The sequence below is a fragment of the Inhella proteolytica genome (genome assembly GCF_016093275.1).
In the GTDB taxonomy this organism is placed as follows: Bacteria; Pseudomonadota; Gammaproteobacteria; order Burkholderiales; family Burkholderiaceae_C; genus Inhella; species Inhella proteolytica.
In genome coordinates this window covers 146,834-168,372 of the sequence record NZ_JAEDAK010000005.1, presented here as the reverse complement: position 1 = coordinate 168,372, position 21,539 = coordinate 146,834, and the positions used below count along the sequence as shown (strand labels likewise).

The following is a 21,539-nucleotide window of genomic DNA, read 5'->3' as shown; positions in this document are numbered from 1 at the left end:
CGATGAACGCAAGATTGACCGCCCTGCTGGCGGCCCTGGTGCTGGCCGGCTGCGCCAGCACCGCGCCCCTGAACGACACCCCGGTGGCGACGCCGACGGCCTGGAAGGCCGAGGGCTGGACGACCGCGGCCCCCGCTGCCGCCGCGCAGGCGCGCGGCGCCTGGTGGCAGGTCTTTGCTGACGCCCAGCTTGACGCGCTGATCCAGCAGGCCGAGGCCCAGAGCCCCACGCTGGCCCAGGCCGCCGCACGGCTGGCGCAGGCCCAGGCGCTGCTGGGTTCGGCCCGCGCCGCGCAGCTGCCCAGCCTGGGATTGAACGCGGCGGCCCAGCGCGCCGGCACGGCGGGCCAGGCGGCCAGCGGCTTTGCCCTGGGGGCCCAGCTCGGCTACGAGATCGACCTCAGTGGCCGCCTGCGCGGCGCAGCGGACGCCGCCCGGCTCGATGCCCTGGCGCAGGCGCAACTGCTGCAATCGACGCGCCTGCTGCTGCAGGCCGACATCGCCCAGGCCTACTTCCAGCTGCGCGCCACCGAGCGCGAACACCAGCTGGTGCGCGACACCGCGGCCAGCTACCGCGACGCCTTGCGCCTGACCGAGCGCCGCGTGCTGGCGGGCGAGGCGGCCGAGCTGGAACTGGCGCGCCTGCGCAGCGAAGCCGCCGGCACCGATGCCGAGGCGGCGCAGCTGGCGCAACGCCGTGCGCTGCTGGAGAACCTGCTCGCGCTGCTGAGCGGCCAGCCGGCCTCCAGCCTGAAGCTGGAAGGCAGCGCGGCCGTCGCGCAGCTGCCGGCCATTCCGCCCGGCCTGCCCAGCACCCTGCTGGCGCGCCGGCCCGATGTGGCCGCAGCGCAAACCCAGCTGCTGGCCGCGCAGGCCCGGCTGGGCGTGGCACAGCGCGCCTGGCTCCCGCAGCTGGCGCTGACGGCCCAGGGCGGCCTGGCCTCCGCCGATCTGAGCGATCTGCTCAAGGGCGCGGCACGCAGCTGGAGCCTGGGTGCCCTGTTCGCGCTGCCGCTGTTCGATGGCGGCGCCCGCCAGGCCGGTGTGGACGGCGCGCGCGCCCAGGCCGAGGCCGCGCTGGCCACCCACCGCCAGGCCGTGCTGGTGGCCTTCAAGGACGTCGAAGACCAGCTCGCCACCTTGAGCGGGCTGCGCCAGCAGCAGCTGGCGCTGGCCGAAGCCGTCAGCGCGGCCGAACGGGCCGCGGCCTTGAGCGCGGCGCGCGAACGCGGCGGCATCGTGGCGCCGCTGGAGCGCCTGGATGCCCAGCGCAGCGCGCTGCGCCAGCGGCGCGCCGCGCTGCAGGTCGAGGCCGCGCAGGTCCAGGCCACGCTGGGCCTGGTGCGCGCGCTGGGAGGCAGCTGGGGCTAGGCGGCGTCAGACCAGGGTCTGGGCGGCAGTCAGCAGGCCGCCCGGTCCAGCAGCGCGCCGCCGCATTGGCAGGGGCAGTCGGCGCAGCCGGCACCGCCGCCGCGCATGGGGGTCTTGGTGATGCGCACGCAGCTTTCGCCCGCGGCGGCCGGGCGCTCCTGCCAGTGGTAGCAGCTCGGGCGCGTGGCCTCGATCAGCTCCTGCAAGGAGCCCAGCTCGCGTCGGTCCAGCAGCTCCAGCGTGGCGCCCACGCGCAGGCCGTCAAAGGCGCTGAAGACCGGACGGTGGCGCTCGGCCAGGGGCGCTTCGCGCAGATCGAGGAGGGTGACAGGCATGGCGGAGCTCCCGCTGGCAGGGGCTGGCAGTCTGACGCCGCGCTGACGCGCGCGCCTTGCTCTTTGTCAAATGCGCTTACATCGGCAGCAGCGGCCCCAGCGCATCCAGGGTGTTCTTCAGCACCAGGCCGTACTCGGTGTCGCCCTCCATCTGCAGCGCGCGCTCGAAGAACAGGCGGTCGGCGTCGTCCTGGCCGCGCAGCAGGCGCCACAGCGCATCCGTGCGCGCGCTCAGGCGCAGGCGTGCGGGTTCCTGACCGCCGGCGGCCACGAAGCGCTCGCCCTGCAGGCGCAGGCGCACGCGCAGGCCCAGCTCCTGCAGCTCCAGCTCCACCACGGCGCCGCCCAGGGCGCGGCGCTGCTCGGCGTCCAGGCGCGGCAGCAGCAGGCGTTGCAGGGCCAGCGCGGCCAGCCAGGACGGCGGCTGCGGCGGCAGGGCGCGCACCCGGGCGCGCCAGGCTTCGGGCAGGGGCGGCAGCTGCCAGTGGGCGGTCGGGGCGCTCATACCAGGGCCTCGCGGTTCAGGAACGGCACCGGCTCCAGGCCCGGCTGGCGGCGCGCAAAGCCGTCCACCAGCCCGCCCGGCAGCGGCAGCTCACGCAGTTCGGCCAGGGCGGCGGCGGGCGCCAGGCCCTGGTGGAAGACGGCGTCGAACAGCTCCACCACGCGGGCGAAGCCCTGGCCGCAGGGCGACAGGCGCAGCGAGCCCACCCCCGCCTTGGCGCAAAGCGGGCCATGCCCAATCAGGCATTGCAGCGCCGCACTCTGGGTCTGGATGCCGTTCAACGCCAGGAAGGGCTGGCCCTCGGTGGTCTTGAGCAGCAGGCCATCGGCGTCGTCGCGGCAGCGGAACTCGCAGTCATCCTTGCGCAGGCGGTGGTGGCGGGCGGTGAAGCAGCGCGCCGAGAAGGCCAGCGGCAAACGGCCGAAGGCGAACACCTCGGTGCGGATCGGGCCGTCGATGCCCAGCACCGGCTCGGGCGGCGGGTTGATCAGGGCCAGCGCGTCCAGCGCCAGCTCCACCGGCGCCACCCATTGCGTGGCGCCCAGGGCCGCATGCTCTTCCAGCGCGGCGCGGCTGTAGATGTTCAGGTGAGGGCCGAGCCAGAAGGCCGGGCGACCGGGGTCCTGCGCGGCGGCACGCGCCAGCACGCGCAGCGCGGCGGCGTCACCGGCCTCGACGGCGAATTCCTCCTGCTCGCAGGTGCGGCGCAGCGTGCGCAGCTCGGCCTCGCTCATCACCAGGGCCTGGGTGGCGATCACCACCTCCTTGCCCGCTTGGCGCAGGTCACGCCCCAGGTCCAGCCAGTCGTCCAGCTTGAATTCATTGCGCCGCGAGCAGACCAGCTCACCCAGCACCACGGTCTGCGCCGGACCATCGGCCATCTGGGCGTAGAAGTCCATCAGGGTGGCGCGGGGCCACCAGTACAGCAGGGGGCCGATGGTGAGTTTGAACGGGGTAGCAGGGCTCATGACAGGGAGGGCGGGCGACCAGCCGAGGACGCGTCAGCTTAGGCAGCCCACCCCGCGCCGGCCTTGATGCAGGCCAGCTTTTCAGCGCCCCGTCAGCAGCCACTGCACGGCGCGCTCCAGGCCGGCGTCGCGCTGCGCTTCGAGCGCGGCGGGGCTCAGCAGCGGCACGTCGATGTGCACCGGCACGCCCTGGGCCTCGAACCATTCGCCCTGCGGGCTCAGGTAGATCTCGTTCGAGAGGCCGAACAGCAGCTGGCCGCCGGTGTGGCGAGGCAGCACGTCGGAGAGCGCACCGCCGCTGCGCTCGCCGATCAGGCGCACCTGCGGCAGGCTGCGCAGGGCCAGGGCCAGCACCTCGGCGGCGCTGAAGGTGGTGCTACTGGTCAGCACCGCCACCGGGCCGTCGAAACGCAGGGCGCCCTGTGGCTCCAGATAGACCGGGTGCAACGGGGTGCGCTGCTCGCCCGAGCGCGCCTGCTTGCTGTAGGCCAGATGGCGCGGGGCGGCGCTGAAGCGCGAGGCCAGGCGCACGGCATGCTCGTCGTAGCCACCCACGTTGAAGCGCAGGTCCAGGATCATGCCGCGCGCGCCCTGGGCATCGCGCATCAGTTCATCCAGCGAGGCCTGCAGTACCGGCGTCTCGCGCGCCAGGTCATCTGCGTCACCCGCCAGGCCGGAGAGCCCGAGCAACTGCACGAGCACCAGGCCGTCGGCGCGGCGCTGCCAGCGCAGCAGGCTGTTGGCTCGGCTTTGGAGGGGCGCGCCCGGCGCAGCGGCAAAAGGCAGGTCGATGAGTGCCTGCTGCGCCTCGCCCACGAAGGTGGCCTGGGCCTCCTGCTGCGGCGGGCTCAAGGGTTCGCTCAAGCCCTCTTTCTCCAGGAACAGCGCGGCCAGTCGTTCGGGCAGCATGGGCTTGCGGGTCTTGGCAAACACCTGTTCGCCCAGGAACAGCGCGGAATGCCCATCACCCAGCGGCGCCACCAGCTCGGCCAGCACCTCGAACAGTTGCGCCTCGCTGGACTGCGCGTTCAGCCGGCCCCGCAGGGCCTGGCGCTGCGCGGCCCAATCGGTGCCGCTGAGGCGGAAGTCGTGGTACAGCTCGTCGAAGCTGGACCAGACCCAATCGAATTCGCGCAACGCGTCGGCTTGGTAGCCGGGTTCGCCGGCACGCAGCCAGCGGCTGCCCTGGCAGGCGGCCGGCAGCGCGGCCATGCGGCGCCCCGGGCGGCCGGGGGTCAGGGTCTGGCCGGGCTCCAGCCATTCCACGGCTTGGCCGTCGGCGCTCAGGCGCAGGCGCTGGGCGGCCTCGGCGCTGCCCATTGGCTGTGGCTCGAAGCCGAGGCGGCAGGCGGCGCGTGTGGTTTCGTAATGCGTAAGGCGCCAGCCACCTGCCTCGCGCGCCACCTGCAGCAGGCTGCCGTAACCAGGGAACTCCCACACGCCTTCCAGCGTGGGCGGGGGTGGCGGGGGAGCGGGGGCGTCACCGGAGCCGCAGGCGCTCAGCACGCACAGGCTGAAGGCCGCCAGCAGCGGAGCGCAGGCACGGGGGAGGGTTCGCAACAACATGGCAGGCAAGACAAGCAAAGGGATGGCCATGCTGGCCGCCACCGCCCGCCCCGCTATGGCACGCGGGGCCCAGTTTGTGAAAGCCCTGCAATACCCGTGTCGCCACGCGCCCCTAGCATCGCGCCCATGGAGCCGAAGCCCCCCCGCATCCTGCTGGTCGAGGACGACCTGCGCCTGGCCGCGCTGATCGCCGACTACCTGGGCGAACAGGGCCTGCAGGTGCAGCAGCTGCACCGCGGTGACGCCGTGCTGCCCTTCCTGGCCCGGCAGACGGTGGACCTGATCGTGCTGGACCTCATGCTGCCCGGCGTGGACGGCCAGACCCTGTGCCGCCAGCTGCGCCCCCAGCACCGCATGCCGGTGCTGATGCTGACCGCCCGCGGTGACGAGCTGGACCAGGTGCTGAGCCTGGAGCTGGGCGCCGACGACTACGTCATCAAGCCCGTTCAGCCGCGCCTGCTGCTGGCGCGCATCCGCGCCCTGCTGCGCCGCCCGCAGCCTCGGGAGGGCCTGGTGTGGACGCACGGCCCGCTGCGCCTGGACCGCATGGCCCGCCGCGTCAGCCTGGAGGGCCGCGAGCTGGAGCTGACCGGCAGCGAGTACGAGCTGCTCGATCTGCTGAGCCGCCGCGGCGGCGAGACCCTGAGCCGCGACGACATCCTGCTGGCCCTGCGCGGCTTCGAGTTCGACGGCTTTGACCGCTCCGCCGATGTGCTGGTCTCGCGCCTGCGCCGCAAGCTCGGGGCCTGGGGCGCCCACGCCATCCAGACCGTATGGGGGCGCGGCTACCGCCTGCAGCCGGCCAGCCCATGAGGGCATCCTTCCGCTGGCTACCGCAGCTGCTGCGCCTGGGTCTGCCCCTGCTGCTGGCCCTGCCGCTGGGATGGCTGGCCATCGACTGGCTGACCGTCAACCTGGCGCCGCAGCGCGTACACGCCTACGGCCAGGCCAGCTACCAGGGTGCGATGCGTTTGTTCGCCGACCAGCTGGCGCTGCGCCCCGGCCTGCCCGAGGCCGAACTGCGCACCCGCGTGACCGCCCTGCAGCAGCGCCTGCAAGGCCTGCCGCTGGAGCTGCGGCCGCTGGCCAGCCTGACGGCCGAGGAGCGCGCCGTGCTGGCGCGCGGCGAGGTGGTGTATCGCGCCTTCGCGGACGAGGTGCTGCACGCCCTGCCGCACACCGAACAAGCCCTGTGCCTGCGCCTGCCGCCCCTGCCCTCGATGGCCGACATCCATCTGCTGGTGTTCGGCGCCCTGGCCCTGCTGGTGCTGCTGGGCGTAGGCCTGCTGCAGCTGCGCCCGCTGCTGCGCGACGCACGCCGCCTGCGCCAGGCCGCCGAGGCCCTGGGCCAAGGCGCGCTGGGTACCCGCGTGGGCCGGCTGCACCACCCCGGCTTGCAACCGGTGGCGCAGTGCCTGGAAGTGCAGGCCTCGCGCATCGAGCAGCTGCTGGGCGCGCAGCGCGAGCTGCTGCACGCCGTGGCCCACGAACTGCGCACCCCGCTGGCGCGCGCCAGCTTTGCGCTGGCCTTGCAGCCCAGCGCCGCCCCAGCCAAGGCCGCGGCGCTGCAGCAGGAGCTGGGGCAGGACCTGGACGAGATGGGCCGCCTGCTGGACGAGCTGCTGAGCTACAGCCGCCTGGACCTGGCCGATGCCAGCCAAGCCCTGCAGCCCTTGGCGCTGGCGCCGCTGCTGCAGGCCGTGGTGGCGGCACACCCGCGTCGCTTCGTGCCGCAGCTGGAGCTGCCACCCGCGCTGCAGGTGCTGGGCCAGGAGCCCCTGCTGCGCCATGCGCTGCTGAACCTGCTCTCCAACGCCGATCGCCACGCCCGCAGCCAGGTGCGCATCCAGGCCGCACCGGGCGCCCAGGGCACCGTGCAGCTGCGCGTGGAGGACGACGGCCCCGGCATCCCCGCGGCCGAGCGCGAGCGCGTGTTCGAGCCCCTGGCGCGGCTGGACGACAGCCGCGGACGCGAGACCGGCGGCACCGGCATGGGCCTGGCCCTGGTGGCCCGGCTGGCCCGGCGACTGCAGGGGCGCGCCTGGGCCGAGGCCAGTGCGCTGGGCGGCGCCTGCCTGGTGCTGGAGCTGCGCGCCGCGCTGCACTGAAGGCGCTGCGCAGGCGTCACGCGCCTGTCATCCGCTGTGAAGAGACTGCCGGGCTTCGCGCTGCCTGTGGGCGGCCGCCCCTTCATGCAACCCGAGCGCCCGCACCCGGCGCATGCCCCGATGTCCAAGCACCGCCCCTTGCCCCTCGCCCTGCTGCTGCTCGGTCCCGCCCTGCTGAGCGCCTGCAACAGCCAAGACGAAACCCCGCCCATGGCCAGTCGCCTGATCGACGGCGTGGTCGAAGGCGTGCAGTACAGCGCCAGCCCCTCCGGCCTGAGCGGCCGCACCACGGCGGCCGGCGGCATCCTCTGCAAGCCGGGGGACAAACTCAGCTTCCGCGTGGGCGGCGTGCCGTTGGGCAGCAGCGACTGCCAGAACACCCTGACCATCGGCGAGCTGGCCGGCACGCAGACGCTGAGCGACGCCCGCCTCGTCAACCGCCTGGTGTTCCTGCAAACCCTGGACGAGGACGACGAACCCGCCAACGGCATCCGCATCCCCAGCCCGGTGGCCGATGCTTTCGCCGGCAAGAGCCTGAACTTCGCGCTGGCGCCCGAGGCCTTCGACACCGCCTTCAAGGCCCTGCTGCCGGCGGCACTCATCGATGTCTACGGCCAGAGCTACGCCGCGCGCAGCCTGGGCGGCCTGCGCCGCGCCGCCACCGTCGAGCACTACGAGTCCTCACTCGCCGGCCTGCTGGGCCGCAGCGGCACCAGCCAGAGCGCCCAGGAAAGCGCCGGCGGCGCCGTGCTGATCACCAAGTACGAGCTGCAGGCCGAAGCCAGCCAGTACGTGCCCTACGAGGGCAGCAACGCCGCCGCGCGCAAGGACTTCCCGCAGGGCTTCTACCCCGCCGTGGGCTCGGGCCTGGCCTTCAAGGGCCGCGCCGCCGACGGCAGCCTGGAGTTCTGGGGCATCACCGACCGCGGCCCCAATGGCGACAGCCCCAACGCCCCGCGCCCCGACGCACCGGGCAGCACCAGCGTCACCAAGATGTTCCCGGCCCCCAGCTTCACGCCCTCGCTCGGCGTGATCAGCGTGGGCAGCGGCGGCGCCCGCCTGAGCAGCCTGCTGCCGCTCAAAGCCGACGCCAGCACGCGCCTCAGCGGCCGGCCTCTGCCCTTCAATGCCGTGGGCAGCAGCGCCGAGATCCCGCTCAACGACCAGCTGCGATTCGACGCCACCAAGGGTGGCTTTGACGCCAAGGGCCTGGACAGCGAAAGCCTGGTGTTCGACGCCAACGCCAAGGCCTTCTGGACGTCCGACGAGTACGGCCCCTTCATCGTCAAGATCGACGCCGCCAGCGGCGTGGTGCTGAAGCGCTACGAGCCCGGCAGCGGCGCCGGCAAGCTGCCCGCCGTGCTGGCGCTGCGCCGCGCCAACCGCGGCATGGAAGGCCTGGCGCAAGACAGCGCCAGCGGTCGCCTGCACGGCTTCCTGCAAAGCCCCATCGACCCGCTGGACGCGGCGGGCAAGTCCATTGAGGTCGTCGACAGCAGCGACCTCGACCAGGACGGCAAGAAGGACGACAAGGTCAAGGTGCGCGACTTCGCGCAGTTCGCGCGCTGGATCGAGTTCGACCCCGCCACCGAGACCTCCAAGCTCTACGCCTACCCGCTCAGCTACCCGCTCGCAGCCCAGGGCGGGAAGTGGGACCGCAACCGCACCGGCAGCGCCAAGCTGGGCGATCTGGTGGCGCTGGGCGGTGGCCGCTTCATCGTCATCGAACAGGGCGCCGACGCCAGCGGCGCGGTACGCAACGTCCTGATGCTGGTGGAACTGCCCGCCAACGCGACCGACATCGCCGCCATCGGCCCCGAGCTGGAGCGCAACAGCATCGATGGGCTCACGCCCAGCGTGGTGAGCTGGGCCAATGTGGTCAAGCTGAAGAAGACCGTGCTGCTGGACCTGAACCAGGCCGGCTGGCGCGCCGAGAAGGCCGAAGGCCTGGCCGTGGTGGACGGCCAGACCCTGGCCCTGATCAATGACAACGACTTCGGCCTACGTACCAGCCTAGTGGACGCCAGCGGCAAGCCCATCGACGGCGACCCCACCGCCTGCACGGTGGACGCCAATGGCGTGCTGCTGGCCAGCGGCTGCACCAGCGGCGCGGCGGGTGTGCGCGTGCTGCGCGGCAACGAAGTGGACCGCCGCACCCGCCTGTGGCTGCTGAAGTTCCCGAAGGCGCTGAGCAGCTACACGCTGCCCTGAGCGGACGGGGCCGCGTCAGCTCCATGGCCTGTCATAGGCCCCCAAGGTGTGCTGCTGCCCCTCCGCCCAGCGCGCCAGCTCGCCGCTCCAGGCCGGCTGCACGCTGTAGCGCCCCTGGCCCTGTGCGGCGGCCCAGGCGCTGTCGATGGCCTGGCGCCAGACCTGCGTGACGGCGGCCACATAGGCCGGGCTGCGCTGGCGGCCTTCGATCTTGATGGCGGCCACGCCGGCCTCGATCAGCTGCGGCAGCAGGGCCAGGGTGTTCAGGCTGGTGGGTTCTTCCAGCGCGTAGTCGTGCGGCGTGCCGTCCAGGTCGAAGCGGCCCTTGCACAGCGTCGGGTAGGCGCGCGGTTCCTCGGCGCCGTAGCGGTCGATCAGCACGCCGTTCAGGCGCGCTTCCACGCCCTGCTTGGTCTCCACCCAGCGCACGGCGCTGGCCGGTGAGCACACGCCCGCGGTGTTGGGTGACTGGCCGGTGGCGTAGCTGGAGAGCGCGCAGCGCCCTTCCACCATCACGCACAGGCTGCCGAAGCCAAACACTTCCACCGGCACCGTGGTGTGGCGGATCAGGTGCTGCACCTGGCTGAGCGTGAGCACGCGCGGCAGCACGGCGCGCTGGATGCCGTAGCGCTCGCGGTAGTACTCGATCGCCTCGTAGCTGGTGGCCGAGGCCTGCACGGACAGGTGCAGGCGCAGGTTCGGGTGGTGGTCGCGCGCATGCGCCAGCACCGCACTGTCGGCCACGATCAGCGCGTCCGCGCCCAGGCGGGCGGCGCGGTCCACGGCGCGCCGCCAGGGGCTGTCGTCGCGCGCATCGGCGTAGGTATTGAGCGCCATCAAGACCTCGCGGCCTTGCGCGTGGGCCTGGCGCACGCCCTCCTGAACCTGGGCCTCGTCGAAGTTCAGGCCGGCGAAGTTGCGCGCATTGGTGGCGTCCTTCAGGCCGAGGTAGACGGCGTCGGCGCCGGCCTGCAGCGCCAGCGTGAGGGCGCGCAGCGAGCCGGCCGGGCAGACCAGCTGGGGCTTGCGCAGTGCGGGCATGGCGTCGCTCATCGCCGCAACGCCCTCAGCCCCGGCAGCCGCAACCGCCGCCACCACCACCGCAACCGCCTTCGGGGCGCGGTGCCACGCCGGCCGGCGCGGGCTGGCTGCGGGCAATGCGCACCTGCCAGAGCTCGGGGCCGGACTGCAGATAGCTCCAATCGAACTGGCCGCCGCGCAGGCGCGCGAACTGCATGAACAGGGGCACCGGGTCGTGGTCGTTCACCAGCTCGAAGGCTTCGCCCACCGACAGGCCGTCGAAGGCGGCAAAGATCAGCGGGTGGCGTTGCGCGGGGGCAAGGCGGCGGACGTCGATGGTCGGGGTGGCGAGGGTGCTCATGCGCGGGCTCCAGATGCGAGGAGCGCAGGCTACGGACCCCGGCGCGCGGGCGCCTTGAAGCAGTTCAAGCCGCAGGTTGGCGGAGGTAGGCCAGCCAGTACACCCCCGCCACCAGCAGGGTGCCGCCAAGCAGATTGCCGACGGTCACCCAGGCCAGATTGGCCGCCAGCGCGGGCAGGGCCAGCGTGCCCTGCCCGTCCAACGCCCAGGCGTACGGGAGAAAGAACCAGTTGGCAATGCAGTGCTCGGCGCCGATGGCCACGAAGGCCGTCACCGGGAAGACGATGGCCAGCACCTTGTCCGCCACGCTGCGCCCGGCCAGGGCCAGCCACACCGCCAGGCAGACCAGCGCGTTGCACAGCACCCCGCGCGCCAGTGCCTCGGTGGGCGAGAGCGTCGCCTTGCCCTGCGCGATGCGCAGCGCCGTCTCGCCCAGCTGGCCCTGGGCCAGGGCATCCAGGCCCGCCAGCCAGGCCAGCCACGCACAGCCCGCCGCGCCCAGCACATTGCCGGCATAGGCCAGCAGCCAATGGCGCAACAGCAGCGGGGTGGACACGCGCCGGCTGGCCCAGGCCATGGCCAGCAGGTTGTTGCCGGTGAAGAGCTCCGCCCCGGCCACCACCACCAGGATCAGGCCCAGACTGAAGCCCAGGCCGCCGAGCGCCCGCGTGGGCCCGAAGCCCAGCGTCGAGCCCGTGCTCAGCACCAGATAGAACAAGGCCCCCAGCGCGATGAAGGCCCCGCCCAGCACGGCCAGCACCAACAGGCTCAGCGAACCGGCCTGCGCCTTGGCCACGCCCAGCTGCTCGACCTTCAGTGCGATCTCGCGCGGGGCGTAGGCGTCGGGGGTGTCGGGCATGGGCGGGTCTCGTTCAGGCGCTCAGGCCAGGGGCCGCGCAGCCCGGCATGTCAATCGCGTCGACCATCGTTGCGGCCGAGCGTGCGTTCCTGCAGTTCGCTGGGGCTCTTGCGCTGCCACACCACCAGGTATTCCTTGCGCTTGGCCTCGATGTCCGCACGGTTGGCCTGGAACCACTGCTGGGCCGCGGGCGTCATGCCGACCAGCTGCGTGCCCTCGCGCCAGCTCTTGAAGTCCGCCATGCCTTGGTGGAACTCGGCGGGCGCGCTCTTCTTGATAGGCCACAGCGAGAAGCGTGCCTTCCAGGCGCCCATGCGCGGGGTCACCATGCTGTAGTAGGTCAGCCCGCCGGCCAGATCGGCCTCCATGAAATCGGCCGCCTCCGACACCACCATGAAGCGCCGCTTGCCCGGGGCGGTCTGGTAGCTCAGCTTGGTGCCGTTGGCCATGATGCCGATGAACACCAGCTCGTCGTTGGTGACGTCGTACACCGAGGCATTGATCGCCGAGCCGACGAACGAGGAGCGCATGAACACGACCTGCGCGGTCTTGTCGGTGGGGGCCGCAATCGTCTGGCTGGCCGCCACCTGCATGGGGTTGGAGGCGCAGCCGCCCAGGAGCAGCGTGGCCAGCAGCAGCAAGGCATGAATGAATCGCACGGCAAGGTCCTTCTGAGTGAGTCGAGCGGGCAGGATAGCCCCGCACCTGCGTTCAGCGTGCGCAGCGCGTGGCCGCCTCGCCCGGCCAGTTCAGCGCCGGGTCGGCCGGCTCCAGCGCCGCGCGCAGCGATTCACGCAGCGCCCCGTGGTTGCCGAACTCGACGCGCGCGCGGTACTCGATGTCCACCACCACCCAGCGCCCCTGCTCGCGCCGCAACAGCGCGCGGTCGCTCCAGCGGAACACCGGCGGCTGCGCGCCGGTGTCGGCCTCGAAGCGCAGCTCCACCGCGGCCTGGCCGGCCCGCTGTGTCACCGCACCCAGGCGCAGGCGCTGCGGGCCCTCGAAGACCGAGGAGAACAGATCACCCTCGACGAACGGCGGCTTCTCGTCCGGCTGCGCGGCGGCGGCGCGGTCGCGCAGCTCGCCCGCAGCCTGCAGCAGGCAGAGCAGCTCGCGGCCCAGCCAGGGGCGCAGCTGCTTCAGCTCATCGCCGCGCGGCGCACCCGTCATGGCGCTGGCCATGCGCCATCGGTAGAAGGCTTCGATGGTCTGCTGCGGGCTGCTGGCCAGGGCGGCCGCGGGCAGGAGCAGCAGGGCCAGGGCGGTGGTGAGGGCGGCGCGCATGGGCGGATTGTGGGCGGCCGCACAGGCGCATCAGCGTGAACGGACGCGAGGGCGTCAGGCTTTGGCAGAGCCCATCGAACGACGCCAATTCTTCGGCGCTGAGGATGTTTGGGCCGTCTTCCTCGCTTCTACAGACGCCGCGCGAACAGCACGATATCCAGGGTCTCCACCGAGGCATTCGGCGGGCTGGGCATCTCGCTCAATTCCTCCACCGCGAAGCCGGCCTCGGCCAACCGGGCGCTCACGTCAGCGGGGCGGCGATAGATCGTGCACACGCGGTCGCCGCTGCTGGTGTTCGTGAAGCCGCTGGCGGCAGGGTCGCCGGTCAGCGTGGCCAGCAGCAGCGGGGCTTGGGGCCGTAGCAGGCGGTGCAGGCCGGCCAGCACGCGCTGCGCGTCGGCGTCGTCGAAATAGCTCAGGCCGAAGAAGAAGGCCGCGCCGTCGAAAGGTGGAGCCAGCGCGGACAGGTCGCGGCAGTCCGCGCGCAGGGTGTGCAGGCCGGGCACGCGCGCCTGGGCCTGCGCCAGCATGTTCGGCGCGCCGTCCACACCCCAGATCTCGGCCTGCGGATGGCGCTGCCGCAAGTGCGCCGCCACATTGCCCGGCCCGCAGGCCAGGTCCAGGCAACGCCCACCGCCGGGTGGCAGCGCGTCGGCCAGGCGCTCGTAATGCGGCAGGTACTGCGGCAGGTCGAAGTACTTCTCGGCGTAGCGCGCCGCGTGCCGGTTGAAGGTGGCGACGGACTCGGCGTTGTAGTCCTCGTCCATGGCTCAGGCGTAGCGCTTCAGCAGGAAGAACCGCTCGGGGTTGGCGGGAATGCCGCTCACCCGGCCGACGGTCTCGAAGCCCAGCTTGGCGTAGAAGTGCGGGGCCTGGAAGTCCAGGGTGTCGAGCTGTGCGGCCACGCAGCCGCGCTGGCGTGCCTCGGCCTCCGCCGCCGCCATCAGCTGGCGGCCCAGACCCTGGCCGCGCGCGTCCTCGGCAACCCAGAGCAGGTCGATCAGGAACTGGCGGTAGATCGTGCGGCCGGACAGTCCTCCCAGCAGACGGCCCTGCGCATCGCGGACCTCGACCGCCAGCGGGCGCGAAGTCTCTGCGCCGAGGTGAGCGGCGTTGTGGGCGCGCACGCCGGCCAGCAGTTCGGCCACCAGGGTTTCGGGAGGGTCGGAGAACAGAGTCAGGGCCACGGCCGGGAGCGGGTTGGAGAGGGGGCCGGAGGATAGGCGGGGCGCGCGCCTCGGGCTCTAAGTCTGTGAAGACCGCGCTGCACAGGTCTTGCGCAGCACGTCCCTAGGGCCCAGGCAGCCCCGCCAGCGCGGGCGGCACAAAGCCCTGGTCCGTCAATGCCCTCACCACCCCCCGCAGCAGCATGTTGTGCGTGAAGCCCAGCGTGTACTGGCGCGCGCCGGGCCGGACGGGTTGCAGCATGCCGCGCTCCACCAGCTTGCGAATCTGATAGGTCCGCTGGCTGGCGCTCAAGCCGGGCAGGGCCGCCTCCAGGTCGCCGGCCTTCACCAGGCCGGCGCGAATCGTGGTCTGCAGCACCGCCACTTCTTGCGGAGTGATGAGGCGGCGTTCGCGCGCATGGGCCACGGTGGGCAGCAGCACCGTGTTTTGCAGATGGGTGTAATCGGCCAGCCGGTTGACCTTTTCCAGCTCGTCGCGAACCCCACCCAGCACATAGGTGCACCACTGCTCCAGGGCTTCCGGCTTGCCGCTATCGGCGCCAGCCAGCATGGCGTAGTAGCGGTTGCGGTCGGCGCAGAGCACCGCCGCGGGGTTCAGCAGGCGGCCGGCCGCACTCACCTGGAGGCCGTACTTGATCAGCATGGCGTAGGTCAGCAGGCGCACCACCCGCCCATTGCCATTGCTGAAGGGGTGCACCCAGGCGAAGCGGTGATGCGCCAGGGCCACCTTCATCAGGTCGTACTTGGGTGGGTCCGCCTGGTTGATGAAGGCCACCAGCTCGGCCATATAGCCCGGCACCTGCACCGCATCAGGGGGCAGGTGCTGCGCCTGGGCAATGCGCACCGGCCCGCTGCGGTAGCTGCCGGGCGTGCGGTCACCCTCGCGCTCCAGGCCCTGCACGGTGGTGACATGCAGGCCCCGCAGCAGGTGCTCACTCAAGGTCGAGCCGGGCTCGATGGCGTCTTCCACCTGGCGCATCGCCAGCTCGATGTTGTCGATTTCGCGCAGGGCATCGCTGGAGGTGCTTGCGGGCGTCACGCGGGTTTCCACATAGTCGGCCAGCGTGGTGTGGTTGCCCTCGATGCGCGCAGAGGCCAGGCTCTCCAGCAGATGGAATACCTGCTTGAGCTGCAAGAACACCGGCGCCGGCGTGCTGCCTCGGATTTCCAGCCTGCGCAGATGCTCCAGATCGGTCAACACATCCAGCAGGGGCGAGTCGAACCGAGGGTTCAGCAGCTGCAAATCATGGTGCAGGAACTGCGGCATGGGCAAGCAGCATCTGGAATCGAGTCGAAATACTATCTTCAATTTTCGGCTTTCAATTCCTTTATAGACAACAACTTGCATTCATTCTGAGCAGAACAACAAGTTGAATGACGGCGCAGCACAACTTGAATTTCCAGCTCGGCCATGTGAAACATCGGCACCCGATTCAAGCCCGCCGCTACGCTGCATCAATGCCCCTTCCCCCCAACCCTTCGGCCGCCCCAGGCCGCATCCCCGCCGCCGTGTGGGTGCTGGGTTTCGTCAGCCTGCTGATGGACATCTCCTCGGAGATGGTGCACAGCCTGCTGCCCCTGTTCCTGGTGGGCACGCTGGGTGCCAGCGCGCTGGTGCTCGGCCTCATCGAAGGCCTGGCCGAGGCCACCGCGCTGGTCGTCAAGGTGTTCTCCGGCGCGCTGAGCGACTACCTGGGCCGGCGCAAGGGCCTGGCCCTGTTCGGCTACGCGCTGGGGGCGCTCACCAAGCCCTTGTTTGCGCTGGCCCCCACCACGGGCTGGGTGCTCACGGCCCGCCTGCTGGACCGGCTGGGCAAGGGCGTGCGTGGCGCCCCGCGCGACGCCCTGGTGGCCGACCTGGCCCCGCCCGAGCTGCGCGGCGCGGCCTTCGGGCTGCGCCAGTCGCTCGACACGGTGGGCGCCTTCCTCGGCCCGCTGCTGGCGGTGGGGCTGATGCTGCTGTGGGCGAACGACTTCCGGGCCGTGTTCTGGGTCGCCGTCATTCCGGGGCTGCTGGCGGTGGGCCTGCTGCTGTTCGGCATCCGCGAGCCCGCGGGCCCGGCGGCCGAGCAGCGCAGCAACCCCATCCGCCGCGAACGCCTGCGCCAGTTGGGCCGCGGCTACTGGTGGGTGGTGGCCCTGGGCGCGGTGTTCACGCTGGCGCGCTTCAGCGAGGCCTTTCTGGTGCTGCGCGCCGAGCAAAGCGGCATCGCCCTGGCCCTGGTGCCGCTGGTGATGGTGGCCATGAACCTCGTGTACGCGGCCACGGCCTATCCCTTCGGCCGACTGTCAGACCGCATGAGCCATCACCAGCTGCTGGCGGCCGGCCTGCTGGTGCTGGTGGTGGCAGACCTGGTGCTGGCCACGGCCGGGCATTGGGCCGGCGTGCTGGCGGGCGTGACGCTCTGGGGCGTGCACATGGGCATGACCCAGGGCCTGCTGGCCGCCATGGTGGCGGCCGAGGCCCCGGCCGCGTTGCGCGGCACCGCCTTCGGCTTCTTCAATCTGGTGAGCGGTGTGGCCCTGCTGCTGGCCAGCGCGCTGGCCGGGCTGCTCTGGGATGGGTTCGGTTCCGCCGCCACCTTCTACGCCGGCGCAGCCCTCAGCGCCGTGGCCGCGGCCCTGGTGCTGCGGCGCCACCCGGCCCGGGCCTGAGCGGCGCCACAGCGGCCTGCTCAGTCCGCCCCCGCCAGGGCCGGGCCAGTCGCCCGCATCGCCTGCGCCAGGCCGGCATTCCCCTGGGCCTCCAGCCCCCGGATCGCGCCCTCGCGGTCCGGTGTGGCGTGGTGCTGGCTCAGCTTGCGCTTGCCCTCCAGGCGCGTGACACGCACCTCGATGCCGACGATGTGCTGCAGGATCTCGGCCAGGAAGTCGGGCGGCGCGTCGCCCATCTTCCAGGGCGTGGGCTGGCTGGCCTCGTGCTGGCGCGTCAGGCGGGCCAGCGCGCCGCGCAGGAACTTCTCGTCGCCGTCGCGCGCCTGCAGGCTGCCGTGGGCGTGCACCACCTCGTAATTCCAGGTCGGCACGCGGCGGTGCGTCTCCTGCTTGCCCGGGTACCAGTTGGGTGAGATGTAGCCCTGCACGCCGCGGAACACCACCAGCACCGGCTCGCCCTCGCGCACCGTCTGCCACACCGGGTTGGCGCGCGCCACATGGGCCAGCAAGCGCAGCGCGCCGCCCTCGTCCTCTTCCAGCCAGAAGGGCAGGTGCTCGGCATCCAGGCCCGCGGCGCCGTGCGTCACCAACATCCCCAGCGGGTTCTCGCGCACGATGCGCTCCAGTTCTTCCACACGGGGTTCGGCAAATTGCGGGGGCAGGTACATGGCGGTGCGGGAAGTGGGTGAGCAAGTGCTTGGGCACGGAAAGCCGGCCGGCGCCGACGCAGCCCGGACTGTGCCGCCAAGCCGGCCCGCTGAAAATGACCAGTTCCGCACCGAATCACCAGACCAGTTGAAGGCCATGCCGCCATGCCAATAGCCGGCGCACGCCGGCCCGGCCGGAGCCGGGCGCTGTATGAAGAGGTTCGCGCCCGCATTGCCGACGGCAGCTTTGCCGCCGGCTCGGCCCTGCCCTCTACGCGCGCGCTGGCGGCCGAGCGCGGCCTGTCGCGCGCCACCGTGAGCGGCGTGTACGAGCAGCTGGCGGCCGATGGCTTCATCGAAAGCCGCGCCGGCGCCGCCAGCCGGGTGGCGGCCGGGGCGGCGGTGCCGCCGGTTCGGTCCAGCGCCGACACGGCCTTGTTGGCTGGCCAGGCCGCCCTGGCCGGCCCGCTCTCGGCCATCGGCGAGCACATGGCCGGCCTGCAGTTCCCCGCGCCGGTGCCGCCCCGGCCGGGTGAGATCGACTTCGGCTACGGCGCCCTCTCGGGGCAAGACTTCCCCACCGCGGCCTGGCTCAAGGCCCTGCGCGCCGTCGAGCGCCAGCGCAGCCCGCGCCTGGCGTACGAAGACCCGCTCGGCAATCTGGCGCTGCGCCGGGCCCTGCAGGCGCATCTGGCCCAGACCCGCGGCCTGCGCTGCGCGCTGGAGCAGCTGATGATCGTCAGCGGCTCGCAGCAGGCGCTGGACCTGTGCGCGCGCCTGCTCGTCAACCCCGGCGACCGGGTGGCGGTGGAGAACCCCGGCTACCGCATCGCCCACCACGCCTTCGAGGCCTACGGCGCCCGCCTGCTGTGCGTGGACGTGGACGCGCAGGGCCTGCGCACCGCGCAGCTCGCCGCCCTGGGCCCGGCGCGCCTGGCCTACGTGACGCCCACGCACCAGTTCCCGCTCGGCGCCTTCCTGCCCATCGCGCGCCGCCTGCAGCTGCTGGACTGGGCGGCCCAGCACCGCGCCTGGGTCATCGAAGACGACTACGACAGCGAGTACCGCTACGCCCTGCGCCCCGAGGCCACGCTGCAGTCGCTCGACACGCAGGGCCGGGTCATCCATGTGGGCACCTTTTCCAAGACCCTCTCGCCCCAGCTGCGCCTGGGCTACCTGGTGCTGCCGCCCGCGCTGGTGCAGCCCTTCGCCGCCGCCAAACGGCTCAGCGACCGCCATGCCGCCACCGGCCCGCAGCGCACGCTGGCGCGCATGCTGGAAGACGGCAGCTACAGCCGCCATGTGCGCCGCCTGCGCCGATTGCAGCAGGCCCGCCAGCGCGCGCTGGTGGAGGCGTTGCAGCGGCATCTGGGCGATCAGGCGGAACTGCAGGGCGCCGCCGCCGGCCTGCATCTGGTGCTGTGGCTGCCTGGCCTGAGGGCCAGCCAAGAAGCTGCGCTGGTGGCCGCCGCGCTGGCGCGCGGCGTGCGCGTGTACGCCCTGGGGCCTTACTTCCATCCGCACAGCCCGGCAGCGAGCCGGGAGCGGCCGGCGGGGCTGGTGATGGGCTATGCCTTGCTGGAGTTGGAGCGGATTGATGTGGGGGTGAGGCGCTTGGCGGAGGCGGTGCGGGAGCTCAAGCAGAAGGCGGCTTTGTAGCGTCGAGAGCGTTCAACAATGCCTAATCGGAATAGCCGGCTCGGCCTATCGCCGCTTGCCCAGCTTCACCTGCCAACACATTCAAGGGAGACATGGATGGAACAGCAATCGCTCTTGTACGACGAACGCTTCCTCGAGAGTTATGCCGGCTCGATAGTCACCGACCCCTCGACTGCCATCGTGGAGCTTGTCGCCAACTGCTGGGACGCCTATGCCACCGATGTCCGGATCTCCTTGCCAAGCCTGAAAGACCAAAGGCAGTTCAAGATCGAAGACAACGGCAAGGGAATGACAAGAGCAGAGTTCCAGCACATCTGGAGAACCATCGCGTACAACCGGCTCGCGGCACAGGGCGAGAGGTCGGATCCGCCGGTTGACGTCGTTGGCATCCCACGAATGGTCTTCGGTAAGAACGGTAAGGGCCGATTCGCCAGTTTCTGCTTTGCCAGTGAGTACGTCGTCACGTCTCGAAAGGACGGCCAAGAGTTCGTCTGCAAGGTGCGGCGCACCGCTACAAATCCGCTGGTCCTGGATGAAATCTCATTCAGAGCTGAGGGCGTTAGCGGCCACGGCACGACCATTGAAGGTACCGGAGCGATACCACCGCTCCTCTTCACCGAAGAGAAGGCACGTGAGCTGATTGGTAGCAGGTTCTTGGCCAACCCAGCTTTCAAGGTCTACATCGGTCGTAGGCAGATCGGCTTCAAGGACATCCCCGCGCTGCTATCCCAGCAGACAGTGGAGGTGGAGGGCTACGGCAAGGTCCAGCTCCTGCATATCGATACGAAAAAGGCTGACAAGACGACCAAGCAACACGGGATTGCTTGGTGGGTCCAAAACCGCGCTGTAGGTCAGTGCAAGTGGAGTCGGAGCGACTACGAGCGGATTCTTGACGGTCGCACGTCAGAGGCCAAGCGATTTACCTTCATCGTGCAAGCTGACTTCCTGAATGGACAGGGGGCCGTACTCGACGATTGGAGTGGCTTCAAGGAGCCAAACGATGCATGGCTCAAGACTCGCGAAGTTGTTCAAGATCGCATTCGCCAGATCATCTTTGAGGGCGGAAAGGCTGAGAGGGAGTCACGCCGTGGCGCGGTCATTGAACGCATCGGCAACACGGTGAACACCCTTTCGCCGGTCAGCAAAGACAGGGTTGAAAGCTTCGTCAACGAAGTTGTCGACCTGTGCCCAAACTTTGGAGAGAACGAGATCGTCCAGTTGTCCACGATCCTCGCCAAGCTTGAGCAAGCGAAGTCCCGGTATGGGCTGTTGGATCTTCTTCACAGGTGCGATGCCAACGACTACGACTCTCTTCACGCCATCCTTGCTGAGTGGACCATCGGCATGGCCAAACTGGTCTTGGACGAGATTCAGAATCGGCTCAAACTTATTGGCGAACTCCGTACCAAGCTGAAGCAGGTGGGCCTTGACGAGGTGCATGAACTGCAGCCGCTTTTTGAGCGCGGCCTATGGATGTTCGGCGCCCAGTTCGATTCGATTGAGTTCACCTCAAACAAGGGCATGACCACCGTTATCAAAACAATCTTCAAGGATGAAGACGGCAAGGGCTCCCTCAGACGGCCTGACTTCGTAGCCCTTCCTGATAGCAGCGTCGGGTTCTATGCCCGCGCGTCCTACGACGAGGAAAGTCATGACGAAGACGGTGTTGAGCACCTAGTAATCATTGACCTGAAGACCACGGGGCTTGCCCTCGGCAGCAGAGAGAAGGATCAAGTCTGGAAGTACGTCAAAGAGCTTCGCGCTAGAGGCTACTTGCGGAAGACAACCCGCGTTGATGGCTTCGTGCTGGGCGACCGAATTGAACAGGGTGAGAACGAACCCCGCACCGAAGGCGACGAAGTGAAGATCGTTCCGATGCTCTACGACACCATTCTTATCCGTGCCGAGAAGCGATTGCTGAACCTTCACACTAAGGTCAAGGACGCACCGTTTCTTGTGGATCAGCAAGACGAATTGCGGAAGTTCCTTGAGCCCATTCCCGTGATGCAAGCTGAACTGGTTGAAGAAGGGGTTGCACCGCAATGAGCAAGAAGCTGCTACTCGTCGACTTTGAAAACAAGCAGAAGGTTGACCTGTCGCGGCTCGACGAGGGCTTCCGCGCAATCATCTTCGTTGGGGCGAGCCAGAACCCACCCAAGGCTTCAAGGAAGCAGGCTACGGCCCATAGGTTTAGTCGGGTGGACTTTCTGAAGATTTCTGGCGCGGGCAAGAATGCCCTGGACTTCCATATCGCCTTCGAGTTGGGACGTACCTTCGAGACTGCCCCTGACACACAGTGCTTTGTCTTGAGCGGCGACAAGGGTTTTGACCCGCTGCTGAAGCACCTTAACGGCAGCGGTATGCAATGTCGCAGAGTTGAGAGCGTTGATGAACTTGCGCCAGCCCCTGTCGTTGCGACAGGTGTCGTTGGGCAAATCGTTTGCCCGCATTGCAGGAAGGCCAGCACGATTCCTCATCATGGTGGCCATTGGTGCTCCAACTGCGGCCGGTTTGCTTCGCCACCGGACCCTAGCCTGTTGCCCTCGAACCGGCCTGAGTTCCGCCAGTCGGAGCAGCGACATCGCAACCCCTTCACAAGGTTCATGGACGCAGAGCGAGCTCGCCTTAACCTTCCGGTTTGTGGGTGGTGCCATCAGCAAACCGACATGACTGGGGGGATCTACGACGACGGTGAATGGATGTGCGGTTGGTGTATCTCCGCTCATGCCCGCTAGATGCGGGCACAACGAGTTTGAAGCAACGCAGTTCGGTGGCGAGTCGAAAGATGCTGGCCACTCAGCCTG

General features: G+C 70.1%; 21 protein-coding genes. 8 read left to right on the top strand and 13 right to left on the bottom strand.

Going from position 1 to position 21,539, the window contains the following annotated elements; all coding sequences use genetic code 11:
• The first annotated feature begins 2 nt into the window (after nucleotides 1-2).
• A complete protein-coding gene (locus I7X39_RS09225; RefSeq protein WP_198110862.1) occupies nucleotides 3-1,370 on the top strand; it encodes an efflux transporter outer membrane subunit in 1,368 nt (455 codons plus the stop codon).
• Between the two features lie 29 nt (nucleotides 1,371-1,399).
• Here the strand turns inward: I7X39_RS09225 and I7X39_RS09220 are convergent, their stop codons facing one another.
• From I7X39_RS09220 to I7X39_RS09205, 4 genes are all read right to left on the bottom strand, one after another.
• Nucleotides 1,400-1,705, bottom strand: coding sequence for a DUF2249 domain-containing protein (locus tag I7X39_RS09220; protein WP_198110861.1), 306 nt, complete (start codon nucleotides 1,703-1,705; stop codon nucleotides 1,400-1,402).
• 76 nt (nucleotides 1,706-1,781) lie between these two features.
• On the bottom strand, nucleotides 1,782-2,210 hold the full coding sequence (gene ubiT / locus I7X39_RS09215; protein WP_198110860.1) for a ubiquinone anaerobic biosynthesis accessory factor UbiT: 429 nt from the start codon (nucleotides 2,208-2,210) through the stop codon (nucleotides 1,782-1,784).
• Nucleotides 2,207-3,178, bottom strand: a complete 972-nt coding sequence (locus I7X39_RS09210; protein WP_198110859.1) for a U32 family peptidase — start codon at nucleotides 3,176-3,178, stop codon at nucleotides 2,207-2,209. The genes ubiT and I7X39_RS09210 overlap by 4 nt, the downstream gene beginning before the upstream one ends.
• A gap of 81 nt (nucleotides 3,179-3,259) precedes the next feature.
• Nucleotides 3,260-4,744 carry a S41 family peptidase gene (locus I7X39_RS09205; RefSeq protein ID WP_198110858.1) on the bottom strand — a complete coding sequence of 495 codons (1,485 nt, stop codon included), beginning with the start codon at nucleotides 4,742-4,744 and terminating at the stop codon, nucleotides 3,260-3,262.
• A 126-nt stretch (nucleotides 4,745-4,870) separates the two neighbouring features.
• On the opposite strand from I7X39_RS09205, the gene I7X39_RS09200 reads away from it, so the two are divergent.
• The 3 genes from I7X39_RS09200 to I7X39_RS09190 are packed head-to-tail and all read left to right on the top strand — an operon-like array spanning nucleotide 4,871 to nucleotide 9,063.
• Nucleotides 4,871-5,557, top strand: a complete 687-nt coding sequence (locus tag I7X39_RS09200) for a response regulator (RefSeq protein ID WP_198110857.1) — start codon at nucleotides 4,871-4,873, stop codon at nucleotides 5,555-5,557.
• Nucleotides 5,554-6,852 (top strand): ATP-binding protein, encoded by a 1,299-nt coding sequence (locus I7X39_RS09195; protein ID WP_198110856.1) that lies wholly within the window; start codon nucleotides 5,554-5,556, stop codon nucleotides 6,850-6,852. Before I7X39_RS09200 ends, I7X39_RS09195 begins: the two co-directional genes overlap by 4 nt.
• Before the next feature lie 36 nt (nucleotides 6,853-6,888).
• On the top strand, nucleotides 6,889-9,063 hold the full coding sequence (locus I7X39_RS09190; RefSeq protein WP_310739901.1) for an esterase-like activity of phytase family protein: 2,175 nt from the start codon (nucleotides 6,889-6,891) through the stop codon (nucleotides 9,061-9,063).
• Nucleotides 9,064-9,078: 15 nt separating this feature from the next.
• Here the strand turns inward: I7X39_RS09190 and ubiU are convergent, their stop codons facing one another.
• The 8 genes from ubiU to I7X39_RS09150 all read right to left on the bottom strand — a co-directional run bounded on the left by ubiU (nucleotide 9,079) and on the right by I7X39_RS09150 (nucleotide 15,041).
• Complete coding sequence (ubiU, locus tag I7X39_RS09185; RefSeq protein WP_232351844.1) at nucleotides 9,079-10,104, bottom strand: ubiquinone anaerobic biosynthesis protein UbiU; 1,026 nt, start codon at nucleotides 10,102-10,104, stop codon at nucleotides 9,079-9,081.
• Between the two features lie 25 nt (nucleotides 10,105-10,129).
• Complete coding sequence (locus tag I7X39_RS09180; protein WP_198110854.1) at nucleotides 10,130-10,444, bottom strand: DUF2249 domain-containing protein; 315 nt, start codon at nucleotides 10,442-10,444, stop codon at nucleotides 10,130-10,132.
• 64 nt (nucleotides 10,445-10,508) lie between these two features.
• Entirely contained in the window at nucleotides 10,509-11,303 is a 795-nt protein-coding gene (locus I7X39_RS09175) for a formate/nitrite transporter family protein (protein ID WP_198110853.1), read from the bottom strand.
• Between the two features lie 50 nt (nucleotides 11,304-11,353).
• Nucleotides 11,354-11,962 carry a hypothetical protein gene (locus tag I7X39_RS09170; RefSeq protein ID WP_198110852.1) on the bottom strand — a complete coding sequence of 203 codons (609 nt, stop codon included), beginning with the start codon at nucleotides 11,960-11,962 and terminating at the stop codon, nucleotides 11,354-11,356.
• Nucleotides 11,963-12,014: 52 nt separating this feature from the next.
• Nucleotides 12,015-12,587 carry a YqhG/Tai3 family protein gene (locus tag I7X39_RS09165; protein WP_198110851.1) on the bottom strand — a complete coding sequence of 191 codons (573 nt, stop codon included), beginning with the start codon at nucleotides 12,585-12,587 and terminating at the stop codon, nucleotides 12,015-12,017.
• Nucleotides 12,588-12,715: 128 nt separating this feature from the next.
• Entirely contained in the window at nucleotides 12,716-13,354 is a 639-nt protein-coding gene (locus I7X39_RS09160; protein ID WP_198110850.1) for a class I SAM-dependent methyltransferase, read from the bottom strand.
• A 3-nt stretch (nucleotides 13,355-13,357) separates the two neighbouring features.
• Nucleotides 13,358-13,774, bottom strand: coding sequence for a GNAT family N-acetyltransferase (locus tag I7X39_RS09155; RefSeq protein ID WP_198110849.1), 417 nt, complete (start codon nucleotides 13,772-13,774; stop codon nucleotides 13,358-13,360).
• Nucleotides 13,775-13,877: 103 nt separating this feature from the next.
• Nucleotides 13,878-15,041 (bottom strand): Fic family protein, encoded by a 1,164-nt coding sequence (locus I7X39_RS09150; RefSeq protein WP_198110848.1) that lies wholly within the window; start codon nucleotides 15,039-15,041, stop codon nucleotides 13,878-13,880.
• A 191-nt stretch (nucleotides 15,042-15,232) separates the two neighbouring features.
• On the opposite strand from I7X39_RS09150, the gene I7X39_RS09145 reads away from it, so the two are divergent.
• Nucleotides 15,233-16,429: an MFS transporter gene (locus tag I7X39_RS09145; RefSeq protein WP_198110847.1), complete on the top strand. Its 1,197-nt coding sequence runs from the start codon at nucleotides 15,233-15,235 to the stop codon at nucleotides 16,427-16,429.
• Nucleotides 16,430-16,449: 20 nt separating this feature from the next.
• On the opposite strand, the gene I7X39_RS09140 is transcribed toward I7X39_RS09145, so the two are convergent.
• The gene (locus I7X39_RS09140; RefSeq protein ID WP_198110846.1) at nucleotides 16,450-17,097 is read right to left on the bottom strand and encodes an FMN-binding negative transcriptional regulator; all 648 of its coding nucleotides are present in this window, start codon (nucleotides 17,095-17,097) and stop codon (nucleotides 16,450-16,452) included.
• A 144-nt stretch (nucleotides 17,098-17,241) separates the two neighbouring features.
• On the opposite strand from I7X39_RS09140, the gene pdxR reads away from it, so the two are divergent.
• The 3 genes from pdxR to I7X39_RS09125 all read left to right on the top strand — a co-directional run bounded on the left by pdxR (nucleotide 17,242) and on the right by I7X39_RS09125 (nucleotide 21,470).
• Nucleotides 17,242-18,735 carry a MocR-like pyridoxine biosynthesis transcription factor PdxR gene (gene pdxR, locus I7X39_RS09135; protein WP_198110845.1) on the top strand — a complete coding sequence of 498 codons (1,494 nt, stop codon included), beginning with the start codon at nucleotides 17,242-17,244 and terminating at the stop codon, nucleotides 18,733-18,735.
• A gap of 96 nt (nucleotides 18,736-18,831) precedes the next feature.
• The gene (locus I7X39_RS09130; protein ID WP_198110844.1) at nucleotides 18,832-20,781 is read left to right on the top strand and encodes an ATP-binding protein; all 1,950 of its coding nucleotides are present in this window, start codon (nucleotides 18,832-18,834) and stop codon (nucleotides 20,779-20,781) included.
• A complete protein-coding gene (locus I7X39_RS09125; protein ID WP_198110843.1) occupies nucleotides 20,778-21,470 on the top strand; it encodes a PIN domain-containing protein in 693 nt (230 codons plus the stop codon). Before I7X39_RS09130 ends, I7X39_RS09125 begins: the two co-directional genes overlap by 4 nt.
• Nucleotides 21,471-21,539: the final 69 nt, after the last annotated feature.

What these genes read in the sequence shown, in the direction of transcription:
- I7X39_RS09225 (WP_198110862.1), top strand. Translation starts at nt 3, where the DNA reads ATGAACGCAAGATTGACCGCCCTGCTGGCGGCCCTGGTGCTGGCCGGC.
- I7X39_RS09220 (WP_198110861.1), bottom strand. Translation starts at nt 1,705, where the DNA reads ATGCCTGTCACCCTCCTCGATCTGCGCGAAGCGCCCCTGGCCGAGCGC.
- ubiT (WP_198110860.1), bottom strand. Translation starts at nt 2,210, where the DNA reads ATGAGCGCCCCGACCGCCCACTGGCAGCTGCCGCCCCTGCCCGAAGCC.
- I7X39_RS09210 (WP_198110859.1), bottom strand. Translation starts at nt 3,178, where the DNA reads ATGAGCCCTGCTACCCCGTTCAAACTCACCATCGGCCCCCTGCTGTAC.
- I7X39_RS09205 (WP_198110858.1), bottom strand. Translation starts at nt 4,744, where the DNA reads ATGTTGTTGCGAACCCTCCCCCGTGCCTGCGCTCCGCTGCTGGCGGCC.
- I7X39_RS09200 (WP_198110857.1), top strand. Translation starts at nt 4,871, where the DNA reads ATGGAGCCGAAGCCCCCCCGCATCCTGCTGGTCGAGGACGACCTGCGC.
- I7X39_RS09195 (WP_198110856.1), top strand. Translation starts at nt 5,554, where the DNA reads ATGAGGGCATCCTTCCGCTGGCTACCGCAGCTGCTGCGCCTGGGTCTG.
- ubiU (WP_232351844.1), bottom strand. Translation starts at nt 10,104, where the DNA reads ATGCCCGCACTGCGCAAGCCCCAGCTGGTCTGCCCGGCCGGCTCGCTG.
- I7X39_RS09180 (WP_198110854.1), bottom strand. Translation starts at nt 10,444, where the DNA reads ATGAGCACCCTCGCCACCCCGACCATCGACGTCCGCCGCCTTGCCCCC.
- I7X39_RS09175 (WP_198110853.1), bottom strand. Translation starts at nt 11,303, where the DNA reads ATGCCCGACACCCCCGACGCCTACGCCCCGCGCGAGATCGCACTGAAG.
- I7X39_RS09165 (WP_198110851.1), bottom strand. Translation starts at nt 12,587, where the DNA reads ATGCGCGCCGCCCTCACCACCGCCCTGGCCCTGCTGCTCCTGCCCGCG.
- I7X39_RS09160 (WP_198110850.1), bottom strand. Translation starts at nt 13,354, where the DNA reads ATGGACGAGGACTACAACGCCGAGTCCGTCGCCACCTTCAACCGGCAC.
- I7X39_RS09150 (WP_198110848.1), bottom strand. Translation starts at nt 15,041, where the DNA reads ATGCCGCAGTTCCTGCACCATGATTTGCAGCTGCTGAACCCTCGGTTC.
- I7X39_RS09145 (WP_198110847.1), top strand. Translation starts at nt 15,233, where the DNA reads ATGCCCCTTCCCCCCAACCCTTCGGCCGCCCCAGGCCGCATCCCCGCC.
- I7X39_RS09140 (WP_198110846.1), bottom strand. Translation starts at nt 17,097, where the DNA reads ATGTACCTGCCCCCGCAATTTGCCGAACCCCGTGTGGAAGAACTGGAG.
- pdxR (WP_198110845.1), top strand. Translation starts at nt 17,242, where the DNA reads ATGCCAATAGCCGGCGCACGCCGGCCCGGCCGGAGCCGGGCGCTGTAT.
- I7X39_RS09130 (WP_198110844.1), top strand. Translation starts at nt 18,832, where the DNA reads ATGGAACAGCAATCGCTCTTGTACGACGAACGCTTCCTCGAGAGTTAT.
- I7X39_RS09125 (WP_198110843.1), top strand. Translation starts at nt 20,778, where the DNA reads ATGAGCAAGAAGCTGCTACTCGTCGACTTTGAAAACAAGCAGAAGGTT.